General features: G+C 57.6%; 22 protein-coding genes and 1 pseudogene. 15 read left to right on the top strand and 8 right to left on the bottom strand.

The window, feature by feature from the left end; all coding sequences use genetic code 11:
* Positions 1-1,000 precede the first annotated feature (1,000 nt).
* Positions 1,001-1,296 (bottom strand): annotated as a pseudogene (locus tag ACIGHN_RS10870) (DNA polymerase II); the annotation flags it as partial.
* Positions 1,297-1,500: 204 nt separating this feature from the next.
* On the opposite strand from ACIGHN_RS10870, the gene ACIGHN_RS10865 reads away from it, so the two are divergent.
* The 7 genes from ACIGHN_RS10865 to ACIGHN_RS10835 all read left to right on the top strand — a co-directional run bounded on the left by ACIGHN_RS10865 (position 1,501) and on the right by ACIGHN_RS10835 (position 6,104).
* Positions 1,501-1,773, top strand: a complete 273-nt coding sequence (locus ACIGHN_RS10865) for a hypothetical protein (RefSeq protein WP_396504364.1) — start codon at positions 1,501-1,503, stop codon at positions 1,771-1,773.
* A 727-nt stretch (positions 1,774-2,500) separates the two neighbouring features.
* Positions 2,501-2,785 carry a hypothetical protein gene (locus ACIGHN_RS10860; RefSeq protein ID WP_396504363.1) on the top strand — a complete coding sequence of 95 codons (285 nt, stop codon included), beginning with the start codon at positions 2,501-2,503 and terminating at the stop codon, positions 2,783-2,785.
* Between the two features lie 156 nt (positions 2,786-2,941).
* On the top strand, positions 2,942-3,217 hold the full coding sequence (locus ACIGHN_RS10855; protein WP_396504362.1) for a hypothetical protein: 276 nt from the start codon (positions 2,942-2,944) through the stop codon (positions 3,215-3,217).
* A complete protein-coding gene (locus ACIGHN_RS10850; RefSeq protein ID WP_396504361.1) occupies positions 3,214-3,573 on the top strand; it encodes a helix-turn-helix transcriptional regulator in 360 nt (119 codons plus the stop codon). The genes ACIGHN_RS10855 and ACIGHN_RS10850 overlap by 4 nt, the downstream gene beginning before the upstream one ends.
* A gap of 3 nt (positions 3,574-3,576) precedes the next feature.
* The gene (locus tag ACIGHN_RS10845; protein ID WP_396504360.1) at positions 3,577-4,653 is read left to right on the top strand and encodes an ImmA/IrrE family metallo-endopeptidase; all 1,077 of its coding nucleotides are present in this window, start codon (positions 3,577-3,579) and stop codon (positions 4,651-4,653) included.
* On the top strand, positions 4,650-5,285 hold the full coding sequence (locus ACIGHN_RS10840) for a C1 family peptidase (protein WP_396504359.1): 636 nt from the start codon (positions 4,650-4,652) through the stop codon (positions 5,283-5,285). Before ACIGHN_RS10845 ends, ACIGHN_RS10840 begins: the two co-directional genes overlap by 4 nt.
* Positions 5,286-6,104: a hypothetical protein gene (locus ACIGHN_RS10835; protein WP_396504358.1), complete on the top strand. Its 819-nt coding sequence runs from the start codon at positions 5,286-5,288 to the stop codon at positions 6,102-6,104. It begins immediately after the preceding gene.
* Here the strand turns inward: ACIGHN_RS10835 and ACIGHN_RS10830 are convergent.
* Genes ACIGHN_RS10830 through ACIGHN_RS10820 form a run of 3 tightly spaced genes read right to left on the bottom strand, consistent with a single transcriptional unit; the run spans position 6,101 to position 8,376 of the window.
* Entirely contained in the window at positions 6,101-6,772 is a 672-nt protein-coding gene (locus ACIGHN_RS10830) for a uracil-DNA glycosylase (protein WP_396504357.1), read from the bottom strand. The genes ACIGHN_RS10835 and ACIGHN_RS10830 overlap by 4 nt on opposite strands.
* Positions 6,769-8,052, bottom strand: coding sequence for a nucleoside triphosphate pyrophosphohydrolase family protein (locus ACIGHN_RS10825; RefSeq protein WP_396504356.1), 1,284 nt, complete (start codon positions 8,050-8,052; stop codon positions 6,769-6,771). The genes ACIGHN_RS10830 and ACIGHN_RS10825 overlap by 4 nt, the downstream gene beginning before the upstream one ends.
* Positions 8,053-8,076: 24 nt before the next feature.
* Positions 8,077-8,376: a DUF4031 domain-containing protein gene (locus tag ACIGHN_RS10820; protein ID WP_396504355.1), complete on the bottom strand. Its 300-nt coding sequence runs from the start codon at positions 8,374-8,376 to the stop codon at positions 8,077-8,079.
* Positions 8,377-8,426: 50 nt separating this feature from the next.
* Between ACIGHN_RS10820 and ACIGHN_RS10815 the strand changes: the two genes are divergently transcribed.
* Together ACIGHN_RS10815 and ACIGHN_RS10810 are read left to right on the top strand one after the other, a co-directional pair.
* Positions 8,427-8,741, top strand: coding sequence for a helix-turn-helix domain-containing protein (locus tag ACIGHN_RS10815; RefSeq protein ID WP_396504354.1), 315 nt, complete (start codon positions 8,427-8,429; stop codon positions 8,739-8,741).
* Positions 8,742-9,087: 346 nt separating this feature from the next.
* The gene (locus ACIGHN_RS10810) at positions 9,088-9,930 is read left to right on the top strand and encodes a DNA/RNA non-specific endonuclease (RefSeq protein WP_396504353.1); all 843 of its coding nucleotides are present in this window, start codon (positions 9,088-9,090) and stop codon (positions 9,928-9,930) included.
* 39 nt (positions 9,931-9,969) lie between these two features.
* Here the strand turns inward: ACIGHN_RS10810 and ACIGHN_RS10805 are convergent, their stop codons facing one another.
* Entirely contained in the window at positions 9,970-10,281 is a 312-nt protein-coding gene (locus tag ACIGHN_RS10805) for a hypothetical protein (protein WP_396504352.1), read from the bottom strand.
* Positions 10,282-10,386: 105 nt separating this feature from the next.
* Between ACIGHN_RS10805 and ACIGHN_RS10800 the strand changes: the two genes are divergently transcribed.
* Complete coding sequence (locus ACIGHN_RS10800; protein WP_396504351.1) at positions 10,387-10,848, top strand: helix-turn-helix domain-containing protein; 462 nt, start codon at positions 10,387-10,389, stop codon at positions 10,846-10,848.
* Between the two features lie 211 nt (positions 10,849-11,059).
* Here the strand turns inward: ACIGHN_RS10800 and ACIGHN_RS10795 are convergent, their stop codons facing one another.
* A complete protein-coding gene (locus ACIGHN_RS10795; RefSeq protein ID WP_396504379.1) occupies positions 11,060-11,287 on the bottom strand; it encodes a helix-turn-helix domain-containing protein in 228 nt (75 codons plus the stop codon).
* A 24-nt stretch (positions 11,288-11,311) separates the two neighbouring features.
* Between ACIGHN_RS10795 and ACIGHN_RS10790 the strand changes: the two genes are divergently transcribed.
* The 5 genes from ACIGHN_RS10790 to ACIGHN_RS10770 all read left to right on the top strand — a co-directional run bounded on the left by ACIGHN_RS10790 (position 11,312) and on the right by ACIGHN_RS10770 (position 15,148).
* Positions 11,312-11,869: a hypothetical protein gene (locus tag ACIGHN_RS10790; RefSeq protein WP_396504350.1), complete on the top strand. Its 558-nt coding sequence runs from the start codon at positions 11,312-11,314 to the stop codon at positions 11,867-11,869.
* 9 nt (positions 11,870-11,878) lie between these two features.
* Positions 11,879-12,529, top strand: a complete 651-nt coding sequence (locus ACIGHN_RS10785) for a hypothetical protein (RefSeq protein ID WP_156371904.1) — start codon at positions 11,879-11,881, stop codon at positions 12,527-12,529.
* A gap of 412 nt (positions 12,530-12,941) precedes the next feature.
* On the top strand, positions 12,942-13,586 hold the full coding sequence (locus ACIGHN_RS10780; RefSeq protein WP_396504349.1) for a hypothetical protein: 645 nt from the start codon (positions 12,942-12,944) through the stop codon (positions 13,584-13,586).
* 315 nt (positions 13,587-13,901) lie between these two features.
* Positions 13,902-14,756: a metallophosphoesterase gene (locus ACIGHN_RS10775; protein ID WP_396504348.1), complete on the top strand. Its 855-nt coding sequence runs from the start codon at positions 13,902-13,904 to the stop codon at positions 14,754-14,756.
* Positions 14,753-15,148, top strand: a complete 396-nt coding sequence (locus tag ACIGHN_RS10770) for a hypothetical protein (RefSeq protein ID WP_396504347.1) — start codon at positions 14,753-14,755, stop codon at positions 15,146-15,148. The genes ACIGHN_RS10775 and ACIGHN_RS10770 overlap by 4 nt, the downstream gene beginning before the upstream one ends.
* Before the next feature lie 434 nt (positions 15,149-15,582).
* Here the strand turns inward: ACIGHN_RS10770 and ACIGHN_RS10765 are convergent, their stop codons facing one another.
* Entirely contained in the window at positions 15,583-15,708 is a 126-nt protein-coding gene (locus tag ACIGHN_RS10765) for a hypothetical protein (protein ID WP_396504346.1), read from the bottom strand.
* Positions 15,709-15,719: 11 nt separating this feature from the next.
* On the bottom strand, positions 15,720-19,634 hold the full coding sequence (locus tag ACIGHN_RS10760; RefSeq protein WP_396504345.1) for a hypothetical protein: 3,915 nt from the start codon (positions 19,632-19,634) through the stop codon (positions 15,720-15,722).
* Between the last annotated feature and the right edge of the window lie 305 nt (positions 19,635-19,939).

The following is a 19,939-nucleotide window of genomic DNA, read 5'->3' as shown; positions in this document are numbered from 1 at the left end:
CGTTGTTCCGTTGTACACGTCGCTACCGTAGGTATATTCGTAATCCCAAACCCATACAATAGCTTTGCCATTGTAGGTTGTGGTGTATGCCGGTTCCGGCCTTACATTCGTCAGGACTACAGACGGCGGTTTTCGAGCGTTGTACCAAGACTCCAACGCACTAACCGCCTCCTCAGGGGAATCGAATGCATCCTGAGGGCCAGTATTCAAATAGTATTCGAGGATTGCAGGCTTTATAACGGTCACTACATCCGCCGCAGCACTTGCATGAAATCCGAGAAACACCAATGCGCAAAAAACGTGGTGCAAGATATGCATACGCTTCATCCATCCCCCCTCACATATTAAGTATTTTCTCCGTGGGCCACATGTGCGCAGCCATCAATCCGCGGCATTGAGACGTCATCACGGAGCGCTTGGCATCCATTCTATTGGCAATTTTTGACCAAAATCCTTGCCTAACGGGCTGCCGTCAGCCATGCCCCGCTTGTGTTCCGCCCCTACTTATGTGACTGGCGGAGCGCGGCAGACGCGGCAGTCCTACGTTTCCCCCGAAGAGCGGCTGCTATGGGCGGTGATTTTCCGAACGAAGTGCTGATGAAAACTGAAGAGATTCGGATCAAAACACAAACCGGGCAATAGCAACGAAATGGCTCGTTGTCGCCCTAGGCCAAACAAGTGCCTGACTCCATGGGCGTGGCGCACTTTCCTATCGTGTAACTGGCTGCCCCTATAAGCAACCGCCAAAGACCGTCGGTTTCTATTTGAGCCGAAAGCGATGCCACTGCGGCCAACATGAGCTAGCCCATGCCGTTTATGTCAGTTCTGGAGCGCTAAGACCTTAAGCGGCGATGCTCTCCACTGCCCGCTCTCAGATCGCAGCAGTTGTTCAACGACTGCGCGTTGAGCGGCAGCAACCCCTGCCAAGCTGACACCCCACCCTCCACCGGTCAAATAATCCGATCATCAAACATCACCCCAAGTTGCCCATCAGCATTTCCTAAAACAGAACCTTCTGCGCGCTCGTCAATGCCGCAAAGCTTTCGCCCAACGGCTGAAGAATTGCATCTGCAATGGGCTGCAGTTGCTTGACGAGGTAGTGTTCGTAGTCAATGCGCGAATGCCGGGCCTCCAGGGGTTCGAGACCGCTTGCGTCATCACGTACTTGATCCAGCCACCACGCTGGCATTGCTGGTGGCGGTTCAACTTCGCGTTGTGTGCATCAGCAATTCGTGCCGCGCGCATCTGGGGCGGCACGTTGACCTCGTAGGCATCGAGCCGGTGACGCAGGCGTTTCCCCAAGGACCTGAACCAGCAACGTGTGACGGGTTGCGCAGAAGGAGCGGTGGGTTCCATCGCTGAATTTAGTACTGTGTTGATATGCACAAAGATGCCCCAGAGCTAGCAGTGGGCCAGATTGTGGAACCCAAGTAGCTGGCCTGAGCCACAGCCTCAGTGCCATAGATGCGCCCGGCATACTTCGAGCTGGAGGATCGGTCGTTGAACAATAAGCCTTACCCACCAGCTGAAAGCTGGAAGCGTCGTATTAGTCGCGCTGAAGCCGAAGCAGAGCTACGCAAAGAGTCCGATGAACTCGGCCTCCCTATCAGCCCCCACTGGCAAGAACGGTGGAATAACTTCGCGCTCAATCTACAGCCCGGCGACGAACTCTGGTTCTGGGAATATTTCCCGCAACCTTTGACCGGTGGAGCTGGGTATTGCATTGTCCGCGACGGCTTAAGCGTCGCCTGGATAGCCACCATGCGGAGCTGAGATCAGCAGTGGCCGGAACTATCTTTGTCGGAGCAGAGGCTCAGTTTGATGTCAGAGGCGTTGACTTTGCTTGGATCGCGTGCGAACTCAGAAAACGTACGACAGACTCGAATCAAGACGCACTATCCGCTGCGCTCTGGACCTACGAGGAGGCCGCCATCGACATCCTCCATCTGGACCGCTTGAGCGTAAAGGACTTCTACTTGGTCGGGCTGGCGTTTGATGACATGACGTCTCACCTCAGGACAACCAGAGGTAATGTCGACTTGCTATTGTTTCTCGACCGGGTGCTGTGCGCAATTCATTGTGATTCGCGTTGGCCGGCCCGAGCCATAAATTGGTAGGCTGCGGCTGGTACGTTCAGTCAACATGACTTGCCGGGACGCTTAACTGGGAGCTCATGCGGGGTGCGCCGACCTTTGACTATTCCTCGCAGGTGAGTGATGCCCTATCGCGTGAACAAAGCCTGACTTTTTGATATTTTGCGAGTAGTTCTTCTTCATCGTGTGCGAATTTGGACCGCAATTGCTTCGCACCACATTGCTCCCCGACTGATGGAGTTACTCCCCGGTAATTTTTACGTTGACTTATCCGGTGTTTCCTTTAGGGTGATCGGAATGAAAAGCCTGTGGTCATCGACAGATCCAAATATGCTAGCGCGCGCCGGCAGATTTTCAGATTGTTTCATTCCAGAGTACCCCGCGCGGGCGAAAATTCCACCCTTCGCATGTTCCAGGAACACGGCAAGCTCTCTCTGCCTAGCACGAAGCCCTCGCAGGTCAATAAGGCACTCGCCTTGTTCAAGGACCTGCCACACCAGATGGTGCCGCACTGCCAGTGCAATCTCGCGGTTCACGCTGGCAATCAGGCCACCGCATTGAACGCCGCCTTCGAGGCACTGTTGAGTGCAAGCTGGTGTATTCCCAAGCATTCGAACAGGATCATCACAAGGGCGGCGAAGCTCTTGAATTTGACAGCCCCGCTGGGGTTGATGTCAGGACATGGTGCCTAACCAGTCCGCCGCAAAGATGCTGTCTGTCGCGCCCATCCATGCGTCGCGATCGGGGTCTGCCAGATGTTTCCCAGCGCTCACCTCGGCAAAATACTGTATTGACATCCAGTGGTTTGGAATGTACGATTTTCGTACCAAACCTTCAGGACGTTGAACATGAGCGCATCCATCGAATCTCAGCTCCGCGCTGCACTCGGCCAGTTTTGGGACGAGCGGGCGATTGCCACGGGTCCCGATGGAGCCACGACCGTCGATGAACTCGTCGCACCCGTTGAGTCGATGACCGCTATGGATGTGCTGGTCGCGCTAGACAAGATCTCCGGTCTCAAGCTTCCCAACTCCCTCATCCGGAAAGGTGGCTATTCAACGCGCCAGCAGTTTGTTGCGGACCTGACCGGCAAGGTCATGCACCGACTGCAGGGTGAATCATGAGCCAGCCAAGCGATAGCGATGCGGACAAGCTGGCATTGGCCCGCCGGCTCAGGCAAGCGCGTGAGTACGTTGGACTATCCCAGGAAGACGTCGCCATGACCCTTGGGATCACGCGCCCCGCAGTGACCAACATCGAGGCGGGCACGCGCCGCGTCGAGGCGCTGGAGCTCAAGCAGCTCAGTGCCCTGTATTGCAGGCCCGTTGAAGAGCTTCTCGGCCATGAGACGCCACAGGAGGTGTCTCACACCGCGTTTCTTGCTCGCGCAACCAAAGGTCTGTCGGACAGCGACCTTCAGGAACTGGGCCGTTTCGCATCTTTCCTCAAGAGTTCCTCCAAGACCAAACAAGGCAAGTAACCCATGGCTCCGCGCGACCCCCTATTTGAGGCGAGCAAGAAGGCGAACGAGGTCATCGAAGACCTGAGCCTAAAGGACAGGATTCGCGATGGCGGGTATATGCGCGTCGACCCAGCCCAGATCGCCGCCACGGTGAATGTGCAGGTTATGTACAAGAAGCTGGACAAGCTTCTGGGCGGCTTCATCCGGGAACGCTCGAATCCTGGAATCCTCGTCAACTGCGATCGTTCTCGCGGGCTGATGCACATGACGTGCGCGCATGAACTCGGGCACTTTTTCCTAAACCACGAAAGCTCTGCGGACCAGGAGATCTACCACGGGACATCGGCTTCGATGGTCGAACAGACAGCGGATCAGTTTGCATACTCCCTGCTCGCGCCCAGGTGGTTGGTCGCCAAGACGATGAATGATCGGCATTGGACCATGGCGGACCTGGTTCAGCCCCATGTCGTCTACCAGATGTCGCTTCGGCTCGGCATCAGCTTCAAGGCCATGGTCTGGTCCCTGAACCGTTTGAAGCTGCTGAAGGAGCCAGTCACCTTGGCCCTCGACAAACTGCAGCCGAAGACGCTGAAGGTCCACGCACTTGGTGGTGCTGAGCTAGAGCATGCCAATGCCGATGTATGGGTTCTCCAGCCAGCCGACAAGGATCGTGTACTGGAGCCTGGGTATGGCGACAGATTCGTGTTGGAGTTGCCCAATCATGCCGGCTCCGGCCACCTTTGGTCGGTCGATGAGCTGCGCTCCGAAGGCTTTACCTTGCAGCCTTTCACTGCCGACGGTCGACAGCGCGACCACGCCCAATCCCGCAATGTGATCGTGGGGTCTGGGAACGCAATGCTTTCCTACGTACTTGACCCACCGGAGATGTACCGCCGTCCCCCGGAAAAGGCTGGGGATCTTGACCCCATATATGCACGAAGAAAAAAGGTCTCGTTGCAGGAGGTGACGCCGTGGCTGCCTGCATCGCAGGCCATGGATACATTTGCCTTCAACACGGAGTTCGAGCCGACCAGAGAAGGGCTCTCTGTTTCCGAACAGGAGAAGCTCGTCTTGGCTTCACTACAACGAAAACAATGATCAATGTCCACTCGCAAGTATCGGGCGCCCTGGGCCCGGTGAGACACCAGGGACAGAGGGGAACCTGTCTGGCTTTCACGGCATCCGATTTGAACGCGGCGGCGAACGACACGGAACACCTGAGCGTCGACTACCTCTGCCATCACGCTGCCCGCGCAATGCCTGGCTGGCAATCGCACGAAGGTTTCACCATCGAGGCAATCTTGAGCGCAGCCCACCAACCCGGGCAGCCGCTCGAAGCCCAGTATCCCTATTCACCGAACAACCCCGCAGCGCCCTTGGTTGTGCCGCATGCCCACTTGGCCCCGCTGTACACGAGTCCGGCGCAGCGGCGCGGACTTGGTGTTCCCCAGATCCTCGAGCGCATCAGCGCCGGCCAGCCGGTTGGCGTCGTCGTTGCGGTCACGCCCTCCCTGTTTCGCCCTGTCAACGATATTGTCGTGTTCGATCGGGGGGTGCTGCCCGACCAGTACCACGCAATGATCGCCGTGGCCGTAGGTCACCACGCACAAAGCGGCGAGTTGCACGTCCAGTTGCGCAACTCCTGGGGCGTCAACTGGGGTGGCAACGGGCACGCCTGGGTATCGCGCCCCTATCTTGAAATGCACCTGGTTGAAGGAGTGATGTTCTAAATGGCAAAGCTGTTCGATATACAAGAGCGCATCGTGCCGACCTGGCTTGCTGCCGTGCAATATCTTGAACCTCTCGCTGGTCGCAGCGCTCAGAACCTAGTGCTGGAGATCTCCAATCCGCTGGAAATCACCCAGGAAGATCGAGCTAGCATGTACGCCGTCGACGTCCTGCTTGAGAGCTGCGGGCAATGGCCTCTGAATTCCGTTGCCGGCACGATCTTCCCACTCGACCTTTATCGCAGGCATGGACGTCCCGCTTTCTATGCCGAGTTCGAGCGGATGATTAAGCGGGGCAAGGCTCCAGGTACCTGGGGCACCTACGCACTGCGTATGATTGCTAGGCAGGGCAAATCCTCGCGCGGGATCATCAACCCGCTGGAGAAGATCGTCGAGAAGATCTCCGACGCAGGACAGCCGGACGGCGCCTCATTTCAAAGTTGCTATGAACTGGGCCTGACCGAGCCGGAAGAAGACCACGTCGAAAGCGCGCCAGATATCGGAGGCGAGCTTCCAACCTACGACCCCGGTCTCGACGGCAACCGCTGGCGCGGCCTGCCGTGCCTCTCCCATGTGAGCTTCAAGCGGGTAGCCAATGGAACGGGCCATGCCGTCAATCTCACCGCGATGTATCGCTCACACAGCTACTGCGCGCGAGCGCTTGGAAACCTTCTCGGCCTTGCGCAGCTGCAGTCCTTCGTAGCGAAGGAAGCCGGTCTTGCCGTCGGGACCCTGACCTGCCTGTCGACCCATGCAACCCTCGACGTTGAAGCCTGGGGAGGCATCACCGCCGCGCGCGGCATCCTCCACCCTCGAACCTAGAACATTGCCGCCTGGGTCGCTTCCGCCTCTTTGAGCTGCGCTCCATAGATCCTGCCGATGCCGACGCGGAAGTCCTTGACTCCTCCGTAGCTGGGATGGCGCACGCACTCCACGTCGACCCCAAACGTGGCCGCGTAGGAAGCAGCATCCTGGCCGATGCAGATGATGCGCCGGATCTTGAGCCAGGCAACCAACTCTCGATTGAGCTCGTTCACCGTCTCAAGCTCGGACTTCGTGAACCGCCGATTGCTCAGCGGGTCCTCTGGCTCATGGGGATGAAAGGGGAATACATTCCATAGTAGCGGCCGGCGCGTGAGCCGATTCAGCACCGCCCAGATTTCAGCCGCTGTGCGTTCGGCAACCACGGGGCCTTTGGTTGCCTTGGCTGGTGTTGCCCCAGGATACGAGATGGCCAGCGAAGATAGGTTCAGCTCGTCTGTGAGCGCAAGGCCCGTACGCCGGCCGCCCCGGTACCCCAAGTCCCGCCCCATCCATATGGTGTCGGAGCCCATGGCCTCAATCGCGGCAAGGTAGGAGCGCAAATTTCGCCGACGCGTTGCCGCAGCATCGGCCAGGTCATGAACCTCACAGCGATCGCGGTAAGGATTGAACACACCAGTCAGCTGGATCTCGGCCAGCGATGCGACGAAACTCTTGGGACTTGTCATTGCAGTAGTTGATCAGGGGGAGGCAGCGCCGACGTTACCAACATTGGCCGCAAGGGAGCAGGAGGCGGGGCTTCCGGCTCCACAACAGGTGACTCGAACGTCAGGGTACGAGCCGTGAGGTCAGCGACGACAATCCCGCCGCCATTCTCGAAGAGTTTGCGAAACAGCGTGAAACCATCAAGAATGGCCTGCTCCCACTGCCAGATGGGGCAGGCCTGGACCTCGTAGCCGGAGACCATGTCCTTGACCTGCTTGAGCATGCCGTACTCGATCTTCCCTGGCGCACCGTCAGCGAAAAGCTTTCTGCCGACCGCGTGGTTGAAGATCCAGGTCGCGATACCTTCCTCAATGATGGTCGCACGAGCGCCATCCTCGTTTTCATCGAGCGAAGGGTCACTCTTGCGCTTGAGCTTGAGCAATGCGCGCATGACCGGCGACCACCCCAGGTGCACGACGTAGGCCAGATGGAAGACGTCGTGGAAACGGTAGCCATCCGGCTCCAGGCGGTTGTCGGTCAGTCGGTCGCCGACATTCACCTCATTGAGCTGCTGCACCACGTAGGGAGTTCCATCGCCCTTTTGCCGCTCGATGAAGTGCATCTTGATCAGCCTGGGGAAACGTTCCAACGAAGGCATCTTCTCGTCGAACAGCGGGATATGGGTAGAACCTTGAGGTGGCCACCGCGACTCGATTTTCTCCAGGTTGGAGCGAGCAATGGTCGCCAGGCGCTGCTTGAAGAGGGCGGCTGTCAGGGCCAAATCCGCAAAGATGGAAGACAGCAGATCTTCAATACGATGGCCTGCCAAATCAGGTTCGATCTGAGCTTGCATCAGGCTTCCAGCGTGAGAACCCAATCGCCGCAGCTCCTGCCCGAAGTCCAAGGCCTCAACTTCAGTGGCGCAGAAGTCCAGCAGGCCATCAATCGCTTCAAAGGACAGCCCCTCCTTAGGCATATCTCGCGCCACGCGAAAGCGGCCTTGCAGCTCCGCAACGGCTGCCGCGCCTATGTCCAGCAACGAGCTGCGGCACTGCTCAGCCACGGTGGTGGTGTACCACAGCGCATCGCCGAGTTCCTCGGTGATGCTGTTGTGCTGCGCCGGCGCCAGGTCCCGGTGCTCTTTCTTGACCGCAGAGAGCAGACTGCCGACTTCGCCGAACAGGCCGAACCGCAGCTGGTTCAGCGCATCACTGGATGCCTTGAACTGGTTGGAGGCAAGCGCTTGCGCTTGGTATTGCTCCAACGTCAATCGTGGTGTGTTGTTCACCTGCGTTGCCTGCATTCAGAGTCCCCTTCAGTGCTGATATCAGCACTGTGGCACAACACCCTCAGGAGCGGAAACTTCTTCTGACATCTCAGACTTGAGCCGCTTGGCGCAACCGATGATGGTTGCCCGATCACCCAGCTGGGCCCCCAGCCCCAAGGCCTTATCTCTTACAGAAATCGTCACGTCGTAGTGCGGATACCGCGACTTGTTCTGGAACCAGGAGTGCTTCAGGCCCAGGCGCGTAGCAAACGCATGGAGCTCCGGCAGCGAGTCGGCTACCAAGTGGCACCAGAGCCGGCCTCGCCATGGAATTTGCTCATCATCGACGTACACTGCCATGTTTGCAAATTTAAAAATTAATTTGCATAATTCTAAACCACATGACACGCGTGCGCAAGACGAAAATTGAAGCAATCGACCTTGGCGAGCAGTTGCGCTCCAAGCGTAATTCATTGGGAATTACGCTTTCATCAGCTTCTAAAAAGACGGGGGTGAATGTGGGTCATCTGTCTCGTTTCGAGCGCGGCGACTTCTCGTTCGTGACCCCAAATTTGCAGAAATTTTCCGAGTTTTTGCAAATTGACCTGGATGCAAAGTCGTCTACCCGATCGCTGCTGGATCGGTTCGCGGCGGCCGTCAAACAGTCCACACGCCACGAGGCCGCCGCAGCTGCCTTGGTTCTCACACTGGAAACTCTGCGATGAGGCGAAGGAAAGGCCTGGTGGCGCGGCACGGAGCGACCACCAAGCGCGTTCAATATCCGAGACCACAGGCCCAAAACCCGCCCTTCATGGCCTCGGGCATGCACGCGCTGCAACGAGTCGCCTCACCGCCAACCTACACTCGCAATCCCGGTCGGCCACAGCACGGCGAATGACCGCGTGAGCAGTGAACGCTGCCACCACTCGATTGACACGCGCCGATCAAACCGCTGGTTCAGGACCGCAGCACGCCTCCTCTTGGAGCCCTTTTGTTGCTGGCGCATGTCGGTGCAAGCAGCTGTAAATCCGTGTGATTTCCAGGTATCCAGGTCCACCAGAGCCAGGAACGATGCTCCAATCAGACTTCGTTTTTGTTGCACCCACTACTGTGAATCGAATGATCTTCTGGCCGCGCGCCAAGCGCTCGGCCATGGTGCTGGCCCTTTCACTGGCTGGCTTCTCTCTCCCCCATCTCTCTTGGGCTCGTTCTCCCCAATTCGACAGCACTGCGCTGCTCACCCCGCAGCCGACCAGCTTCGCACAATGTCCGCAGTTCTTTGCCGGCGGCACACCACCGGCAATCACCCCTCGGCCCCAGTTGCGTGAGCTGTGCTACGAGGCATTCGCGGTGCTGCACAGTGGCACGACCAAGACGCCGGTGTATGTCGCGCAGCGCCTCAATCGCCGCAGTGTTGAAGATGCCGACGAGAAGCGTGCGAAGCGGTTCTTCGCTGACGCCCGGCTACCCAGCGCAGAGCGGGCTGAATTGGAAGACTACAAGCACTCCGGATACAGCCGGGGTCACATGGCGCCTGCAGGCGACATGCCTACTCCGACGGCGATGGCGCAAAGCTTCAGCCTGGCCAACATGGTTCCGCAGAATGCGCAGCACAACGGCGGTGCCTGGAACAAGATCGAGCAGGACACGCGGCACTATGCGCGAAGGGCCAAAGGGGACGTGTTCGTCATCACAGGCCCCGTATTCACGGAGGCAGGGCCGCGCATCGGGGCCGGTGGGGTGAAGGTGCCAACCTATTTGTACAAGCTCGTTTACGACGCTACGACCCAGAGGGCCTGGGCGCACTGGCAGGAAAATCGAGAAGGCGAGATAGCGAGCCGGCCGATCAGCTACCAAGAACTAGTGAAACGCACAGGTGTCGATTTCTTGCCCAAAGCCGGGCTCCAACACTGACTTGTTCAGGCGGTCGAGCACGAGCCGCACCCTTGCTCCCTATTGCGGAGGAAATGCTGCCTCAGCCACCTTTGCGTCGAGTACTTTTGCGCCCGTGAAAATGCACTCCAGCTTCTCGTTGATGTAGTCTGACATGACCGGGTGCAGCGGCAAGGCCATGCCGTTGTGCTTGCTGCACTGGCTGAAGTCGATCCCTTGTGCGTGTGCTTGCCGACAGGCCGTGATGTACTCATTCATCAGACCCGCGAACTCAATGAAGGGATGGTTGCCGATTTGCACAGCGCTTCGGTAAAACACATCGGCTGCACGCTCCATGCGCTGCAATGCCACTTCTCGTTCTTCAGCGTTCATTTCCGTCTCACGTCGATGGGGACGTCGAAGCTTAGCAGCGCATTTCGCCAGCCTCAATGGCACGGCCCAAGAGCACTTCTCACAGCGATCCACTAACATCGGCCGATGAACACGTTTTCCAACGCTTTTCGCGCAGAAGTCATCCGCATAGCGCGCAAGGAACTCAAGCCTGAACTCCAGGGCATGCGCAAAGCGATCTCTGCTCACCGCTCGGAAATTGTGGCGCTCAAGCGTGAAGTGAAGAGCCTCACTTCCCAGCTGAAAACAGCCCAGCGCCAAGCCAACGTTGTGCGCTCGGGTCTTCCAATCGATCAAGCCAGTTTAGCAAAACGGGCTACAGGCCAAGCGTTCGCGTTTGCGCCGGAGATGCTGGCCAGTATGCGCAGTGCACTCAGCGCCACGCAACTCCAAATGGCAGCCTTGCTGGCTGTTTCGCAGCTGTCGTACTCGCGGTGGGAAAAGGGACAAGTGACGCCTCGCATCAAGCAACTCGCGAAGATTGAAGCATTGGTGAAGATGGGTCCGGTCAAGGCCGGAAAGAAGATGCAGCGGGCCGCAAAGGCCTGATAGCTGGCCGGCCGCCCTTTACTGCGGCTGTCGCTGCATGCGCGACTCGTCGTACAGCTTCGTGCGGTGTCGGTACTGATCATCATCAGGTGATCGAGACCCCACGCGCATGGCTTAAGAAATCGAACGCTGCAAGGCAAATGGCCGTCATCGGCGGCCCCCTGCAACAGCACCTTCCCTCTTGCTCCTGGCGGCACGGAGCATGGAAGAGCTAGAACGACTCCAGAAACTGGGCCGCCTCCAGCCCAAGAGCTGCGCACCAGATCTCCAGCTCCACGACATCCAGGCGTCTCTCGCCCCTTTCGCACTTGCTGACCCAGGACTGGCTCACCCGCAGCCGCTTGGCTAGGTCTGCCTGGGTGAGCCCGGCGGACGCCCGCGCTGCGCAAAGCGCATTCAGAAACTGACGATATCTGCGGCTGTACCGCGTCTTGAACATGTTGGCCATAGGCCGGCCAACTATTTGGGTTCAGGCAAAATAGTCGAAAATCGACTATTTACCTATGAGCGGCTGCCAGCCGACTCAGCCATCTCCGTGTTTTTTGCCGAAGTCCACCACCAAGTTCAGCCGTTTCCCGCACTCGACGGGAGCGTCAGCTTCTGGCGCCAGATGGCGTTGGCCTCGGTGTCATGCCGTCTCTGGATCGAGGTGGCATGCGCCGATGACCCGGATCAATCCCGCGTGCTGATTTCTTGCCCATCCGAGCTGGAGCGCCTGGTGCCGGAACGCGAGATCACCCGCATTGGATTGCTCTCGCCAGGCCATGTGAACCGCACCGGTCAATGGTCGCTGGATCCGCTTGCGCAGCTGTGGCTGTGTCAGGCGTCTTTGCCTCGTGGCGATACATGCCGCGGTTGGATCCACGTGCTGGAGGACGGCCGGGAACTTGCTGACTGCAGTGGCATGGAGTCCATCTTTGACTTTCACAAAACCGAGTTGATGTACCGCGCTGCACGGAAACATGGAGATCGGCCATCGCGCGCTTTATCCCCAACTCAGACCACCACAACGGCAAACTAGGGAGAAACGGTGTCCATTCCAATCGGAAAGCGCAACCTCGTCGTCTACGGGATCTCCGGAACGGCGTATGGCGTCAAACAAAACACGGACGTGGTGTATCGGGAGGAGTATTCCGCCTCGACAAAAAGAGCGCACCTTACGCACTCCAATCGACACTCCACCACTTGGTGGATCAAGCAACCTGATGGCACCGAGAAAGAGTGCCGCTTCGGTCAACTGATACCTTTGAGGGATGGCCAGGACGTCACCATCATCTACGTCGGGTGGAGCGACGAAGACACCGTCACGCCCGTCGCAGTTTTCAACGCTGCGACCAAGGAGCTGTCCGTCTATACGGCACGCTCCATGTCCATTTCTCTGGACTACGGCGGCTCCTTCACGAACGGGTGCATGTTGCCGGTGCTAGGCTTCCTGGCAGTCCCTGTTTTTCCGTTCTGGGCATCCATCAAGTACGGTCACGTCTATCGCTCAGAAACTCCGGCATGGATTGGGTTTGGCGTTGGCTTGACCACGCTGATCGCGATCGCGATCTACACCAAGCGAACTGCGGCACGCGGGATGGCACGACTTGATGCCGCCCTGCAAACGGGCATCCACAGGACGCTCAATTGGACAGATGGAATCCCAAGTGGGGTGACAGTAAAGACTCTGGAGAAGTAGGTGCAGCGTTGAGCATTGACCCCCCTGGATTTCCTCCTGTGCACCGGAGCCGGATCGGCTGGTCGAGATGGATTGCCGCGGACGTCCCTTTGCATTTCCCCAACTCCCATTCCGAGCGGCCGTGCTGCGTTGTTGACAAGGCGCGAACCCTCCTGGATCATCGCTCTCATGTCTCGCCGCATCCATTCCGTCCGACCTGTCTCGATAGTCGTTAGCACGACCATCGAGCGGTGCTTGGTATCCGGTTGAAGACCTAGTTTCTCTGATCCCACCAGCCCGCAGTATTGACCGCGGAGCCTGGTACATACCCCCTCAGGCCATCCCTACCGGGCTCCGCACACAGGAGCCCGCCATGCCTTTCACAATTCCGCCGTCGTTCCTGCATTCGTGTCTCTTCAACTAAGGGGACGAGATGAAGTTCGACATCGCTCTGGACCTCTTCACGCGCACTCTTGCTACCGAGAGAAGTCGCCCGGATGTGCACGCGACCATGTTGGCGCTGGCGCAGCCCGACATCGTCACCACGGTCAGCACACAGATCCAGCAGGCGCTCGTCCGCGGTGAGCGGGTGTGGATGACTGCGGACCTGCACCTGTCCCATGCCAATGTCATCGGGTACTGCAACCGCCCCTTCACTGATGCTTCGCAGATGAACGAGCACCTGGTCTCGCAGACCCGAAAGGTTCGCGATGACGAGTGGCTGGTGATCGTGGGCGACCTGGCGATGGGAGACCACCAGTTGGCGATGGAGTGGGTCCGGCGCATCCCTGGCCGAAAGGTTCTGGTGGTCGGCAGGAAGGGGGAATGCCGGTATATCGCAGAAATGTCTTCGGGTGAACAACGCCCTCTATTCGAGGCCGTGGTGCCGTTCCTGAATTGGAGGGATGCTCTGGAGCAGAACGTCTTCGTGAGCCACTATCCGGCGACCGTGGAACACGGTTTGGGTCGGCTTGTGAACTACCACGGGCATTTACACCGGGATGTGCTGGCTCCCACTGAGACTACGCACTTCGTGAACGTCGGCTGGGATGTCACTCAAGGAATCGTATGTCTTTGAGGCCCACAAGCTCAACTGCTGGAGTTTTGATTGAGTTGCTTGTCCGTTCCGCCTGCCGGTCAAGCTCTCGTCCATCGCGGCGAACGTGGCCCGAGGAAGCTTGCGGTCGCACTCGTTGCGCGTTGCCCCCCCCTAGACACGATCGCTCTCGCCCGGTAGCTTGTCCACGTGCCCACCAGTCTTCGCGCCACCCCCCGCAGTTTGGAAAAGCGCCGCTCTTCCATGGGCGCATGCACTTGATTGCACCAGCTAGCGCTTGACTTTGCTCTGTCCGTCTCCGATCCGAACAGGAGTTCTCCGCCCCAGGAGCTTTGTATGCCTCTGCTCAATCTGCTCGTTCTATCTGATCTTCATCTTGATCACCAGGCACTGTCATTGGTCGATGCCGAAGGCCAGCGCATTGACGCGGGTGCGGACGTGGTTGTTCTCGCCGGCGATATCGATGAGGGACTCAAGGGCCTGCGCTGGGCTGCGCAGGCCTTTGTGGGCAAGCCAGTGATCTATGTGGCCGGCAACCATGAGTTCTACTCCCGTGACTGGACCAAGCACCTGCACGATCTGCGCGCCCTGGCTGCCGAGTTGGACATCCATTTCCTCGAGCGTGAGAGCGTGGAGATTGGAGGGTTTCGGTTCTTGGGCTGCAGCCTGTGGACCGACTTTGAGATCAATGGAGCAGACGCTGCGCAGGAGTGCATGCGTGAGGCCCAGCACCGCATGACGGACTACAAAAGGATCAAGTTTTCCAGAAACTCAGGGACAGCCGACTTCTACTGGGTCCGTTCCAAACACGTGATTCCCGTACTGACTCAGCGCCGGCATCGAGAGAGCATCGCCTGGCTTGAAGAGCAGTTCAAAAGCGGCGATCCGTCGCGAACGATTGTGGTGACGCACCATGCACCGCATCCCCGCTCGATTCCTGCGGGCTACGCCGGGCATTCGCTGACTCCAGCCTATGTCTCCAATCTGGAGCACCTGATGGGGAACGCAAACCTCTGGATCCATGGGCACACGCACGACAGCTTCGACTACGAAGTGAACAGCACTCGCGTGGTCTGCAATCCTCGGGGGTACACGTTTGGTCAACCGTCGCGCGGAGAGAACGATCAGTTTTTAGTCACTCTACAGATTCAGGTGGGCAACTTCACTTGTGAGACGGAGACCATGCCATGAGCAACGCGCGAACCAGCCAGAAACGCACAACGCTTCTGGAAATTGAACTGTCAATGGAGTTGATCGAGAAAGCACGGCGCCTGGCCAACGAGCGGGGATGCGAGTTGGGAGATCTGTTGGCACATTGCTGTGTGATCGGGCTCGAGCTGGAGGAAAGCGCGGGTGCGAGAAAGGCCATGGATCTCCGGCCAGATCTGCTGGCTGGCCTGCTGGCTGTGCTGAGCAATACCCCCGGCGCTGATGCGCTGGAGCGGATCAAACAACAAAACCCGATCCGGATCAGCATAGATCCCGACGATCCGAACACCGCCGTGCGAACCGATATCGATGGATCTGCCGTGAAAGGTCTTCTCACGACCGACGGGGAGTTTGTGCCTCGCGGGCAACCTTAGGCGGCTCAGATTTCATGCCAGCAGCATCCCTGATCGCTACCCATTTAAACGCTCCCTACGGGCGGATTGTGAGCGCGGGAGACGTGGCACTTTCCTTAACGTCGGGACGACTGTCCGCCGCCACGAAGGCTGCTAACGACATCCTGTCCGGGCTTTTTGTGGAGGTCGAACCACGGCTGATTCTGCGATGTGCGCAGGAGGAAGGGGCTGCCTTGGAAGCTGTGCAGCGGCTGTATGAAGAGACCGTGGTGCAGGGATGCGTGCGTTCCCCTGAATGGGAACATTGCGACCTAGCCCTATTTTTGGTCCTTCGAACACCCAACGATTTTCATCGCCGCTAGGCTGGCAGCGAAATTTGGATTTTTCGTAAGCAAGCGGTGAACCCATATGGACACCACGCAGAGCGCAGCTGACATCTGTTTCGTCGGGCTTGCTCAATGCGCCGGGAACGCCAACAGGTACTCCCAGCTCATGCTGGTGGTGCGCGGATCGTTTGCCACCGGCACACGGCGTATGGCCAGCAGCTGATTGGCTCCGGCTGCCGGCGTGACGGTGGCCATGCCGATCTAGTTCACCGACGCAAATGCTGCCGCGATAGCACTCCACCGAACAGCCTTCGAACATGAGCGGGGATGTTCCGACCGTTACGACCGAAGATGCTGATCCGCGAAGCGAACACCCTGTCAAAGACTCGTCGGCGCACAGCCCGCTCCTGCAAAAGCGCGCTCATTGCTATCGAGGCATACCTGCCGGCAATCTCAGGCGGCAAACGTCGAACAGCCATGCGCAGAAACTCGACGCACACATGGATGCCAGACAGGATTTCCAGCGTTGGCCTCGTAAAAGTTGCAAGAGCTGCCCGAACGGCTGGGCTGATCTTTTGGGGATTGGTCGAAGCAAGCACCATCAAATCGTCGCCACTCACACTGACAAAGTCGTGATTAGCCAATATCTTCGAGGCAACACACTTTGCGTAAGACTTAGCGTCCAGATGCCCCTGCTCCACGGCAATCATCCATACCGGCTGAAGCCAAGATGCATCCTTCACCCCCGAACCGAGGGCAAGAAGTCGAAACGATCCGTCTTCCGTAAGAAGTGCAGCATCCTTCTCCAAACATAAAAGGACGCAATCCGCTGAGGGATCGTCTAGCAAGCTCACGAGTTCTCGCAGCTCCCTAGACTGAGTCTCTGGTCCCGCAGTCGCTACGACTTCGCAATTCTCGTCAATGAAGGCAAGGATCGCTTTCAGGAAGCGCATACGCCTTAACTTATGCGCGTCTGGGATCTCGATTACTCGCAAGCGACCGCCATCCTCTTGCATCGAAGCAGTGCGCTCGCTTGGCAACCGCTCCATGATCGCGAGCAACCACTGACGCTGAGACTCTGGGATCATCGGCCGGCCGATCGTTGCAACGACGGCTGGTCCAGTTTTACGGCGCAGTATCTCCGCGATCGTCAGGATGTCGGTGACGAATCGTTGCTCTGTTTTCCGAATCGTCAGAAACGCGGCTTGGCGCTCATCCTCACTACCAATACCGACAAACAAACTCATCTCTCGGGACGGCCATTCCAATAGTAACGAGACTGGATCGGAACCGAGCATCTTTGCAAGCAGGCCAAGCGGAATTCGTTGCTCACGATACAGGCCAAATACTGATTCAACGTGCTCCCTGCGCTTACGCGCCTGCTGCAATAGCGCTTCGATATCCAAGCGGCCATCCTCCTTGATGACACGAACGCTCCATACCGGGCCGTGAGGCCCAGCTTTCTTAGCAATAAGTTCGTGCGCTTTCTGGATAGCGAACGCAAAGAGACTTGTAACTTGAAGTACCTCTGCTTGATGCGTGGTAATCCCACGGGTGACGCCACGGACCTCGCTAAGGCTCGCACCCATTAACTGCTGTGAGATGGGTGCATCAGAAGCGGCAAGTTCGGGCCAAGTCTCCGCTGGCTCAGCATTGGCAGCATCTATCGCAACCCACCAACGCTCGCTGCCAGCCTTCACTTCCACCGCGGTTCCAGGCTCGACCCACTTTGGAACAGCAAGGGCCTCTACCGACTTTGCCATTAGGACTTGCCCCAAGAAAATGCCGGCAACGTCTACATTGTTTGGGTGCTTTCTGAAGAGGGCGAATAGACGTTTGAGGCCTATTTGAGGGAGGCCTGCAGCCACCTGTAGTTTCGAGAACTCAAGTTCCTCATTGACGCCCGCCTTACGTAGCACCGGGTCTGACGCAGCGAACTCCTTCAGCCGCTCCGTCTCGTTCAACCGGTAGAGTGCAGTTCCATAGCCCAACGCGACATCGGGACGAAGGGGTCCAGGCGCGAGGTCTAGTGCCAGCAAATCTCTCATACGCTTCCAGTCCATCATTCTGGATGCGAGGTTGACTTCGATATGGCGAACAGATTGCTTTGTTCGATCTTCCGTCGTCATCTTTTCTAGGATCAACTGGGCCTTCTTTCGCTGATCCGACGAAACAAGACATTGCAACCACTTGATCGTCAGCTCATCCGCACACGGTGATTCCACAAACCGTTCGAAGAGGGCTGCGGCCTCCGAATGAACGCCAAGACTGGCAAGCAGTTCAGCAACCTGCAAGACGTTGGCATTGCTGCCGTCCTCGGGCAAAAGCGCAATACAAGCATGCGCTTGAGCTACCGCTTCCGCAGTTTTACCGGACATTTCGAAGATCTGGGCCGCTATGACGCGGCCTAAGATGTGACTGGGATGGGCTGCAATAAAAATCTGGATCCACTGTAGCGCATGTGTCTTCTCACCCGCTCGCCAAGCCGCGACGGCAGTCAGCGGCGCAACCTCTTCAAGGCGATCGTCCTCCCGCGCCCGCGATGCTGTAACAGCGAGAATTTCGGTATTCCAATCTATGTCGCCAAGAACTGCTGATGCCTCAGCGAGAAGCGCGATTGCAGAACTAGGTAGCGAATCCAATCGGCCCCCACACAACGCTTTGAGGCCTTTCAAATTCTTGCTTTCCGCCAAGTCCACCAACCGTGTACGTAGCAGTTGCTCAAGGTTTGGATGGCGGGCCAACATCTGTTGGGCAATCGACCTGGCCCGTGACAAATTTCCAAGAACTGTTAACGATGATGTGACGTTGGTTGCGAGCTCCTCTGACAGAGGCTCGCTTTGAATCACTGCCAAAGTCTCTTCAAGCGGTTCAAACCGGCTCAAAGAGTCAACGAGTGCCGATCTACGTGCTTGAGGCATTTGACCCAAGAAAGCCGATACTTTGCCTGAACCAACCCACATCAGCGATTCCGCGAGATAGGCGCGTCGACCATCGATTGATCCACCATCGAGGTCAACACACTGCTTTAGCAGCCCGACAGCGGTTGCTCGGTCTCCTGCATTTGCACGAATCCGAGCAAGCGAGAAAAGATAATCGGATTTTTCCAGGACCTCCTTAGGTGGCCTCCCGTCCTCGGGCTCTTTCCCGAGCTGCGACCGGATGTGCAGACGCATGCCCCATAGAGGAGCGCTCACAGGGAACTTCGCAAGAGCCTCTTCGCATGCCACTTCGGATGCCTCAAATTTCTTTTGCAAGAAGTAGGCATGTGCTCGATTCATGTGAGCTTTTTCATCATCACGTGCTAAATCGAACGCTTGCAAGAAGCCTTTGGCAGCCTCTTCAGAGCGCCCCTCCAACAGTTCAACAGCCGCAGCATTGGTATGCCATCGGAAGCGAGAGAACGCGTCTCGAAAGGAGACTGGATCTCCCAGAGCGGTCAGCAAACTGCGAGCGTCAAGGGTTTTTCCTTCACGCAAACGATCTCTTACGAAATTCAGACTAGTGACAACACCTGGGTCTGCTTCGTCACCCTTCGGGTCTGGAGTCAATGACCGCGAGCTTGGCGCCACAATCGTGGTCAAAATTTCCTGGAGAATCGCCGCATGCCCCGCTTGCCCCGCGTGGAGCGACTCAAGGCGCTCCTGTGATGTAACGGATTGCTGCTCAACATCGCTCTGCACTTGCATAACGATTTCCCGAATTTCGATAAGCGTTCCGCCCGGAAATCCCGGGATGAACGCACGCCCAACTTCAGGAAACATCCGGATGTGCGATTGGATGGCATTCCAGTAATCAACGGATACGCTGAACTTTCCCTGTTTACGCCGCTGTTCACTTAGCTCATGAACCCTACGAACAATATCTGCAGAGGCTGGCGCCGTGGTAGCGAATAGCAGATGGTCGATCGCGAGGTTCGCGATGTCTGCCTTAGCAATGTCGTCAGTAACTGTCGCCAGAGTAAACTTCTTCGCGACGTAGTGCTTGCACTGAACCCCGATGCTGATGCCAAGCGCTGATCTTCGATCCGCACCTAACAAGTCCACGCCGAACTGACCTTGACCCGCCCCGCCGACTCGCATCAATCCAGGATCGCGGAAGACCTGCTGATAGAGCAAGCAGCACATCGCTTCGAAATCGTCCTCCGTTTCTGGCCTAGAAAGTTCATTGTTGACTGGCATTGCTCTAGCTTACCTTCTCATACCCAACAAACTGTTTTACTTAAGCTCGAACAAAGGCGAGAAGGACTTCACACACAGCAGACAAGTCAGCAAAACGTCGAATGGCAGCCATCTCTGGTCATCGCGAGCGCCAAGCAAACTTGGATCACGCCGGCAACAATCAGACCGTCTTAACGCACTGCACCCCCTCGAAGAACTTCTACACAGAGTATCTCAAGATCTTTCGAATCTCGGTGCCGATCGCGAATTTAACCGTTAGCAGGAGCTTTAAGACGAAATACGACGCTTGGCGCGGGCCTCATCAC

Origin of the sequence: Acidovorax sp. NPDC077693 (genome assembly GCF_044542805.1) — a bacterium.
Lineage (GTDB): Bacteria > Pseudomonadota > Gammaproteobacteria > Burkholderiales > Burkholderiaceae_C > Acidovorax.
This window is presented reverse-complemented; position numbering and strand designations above follow the sequence as displayed.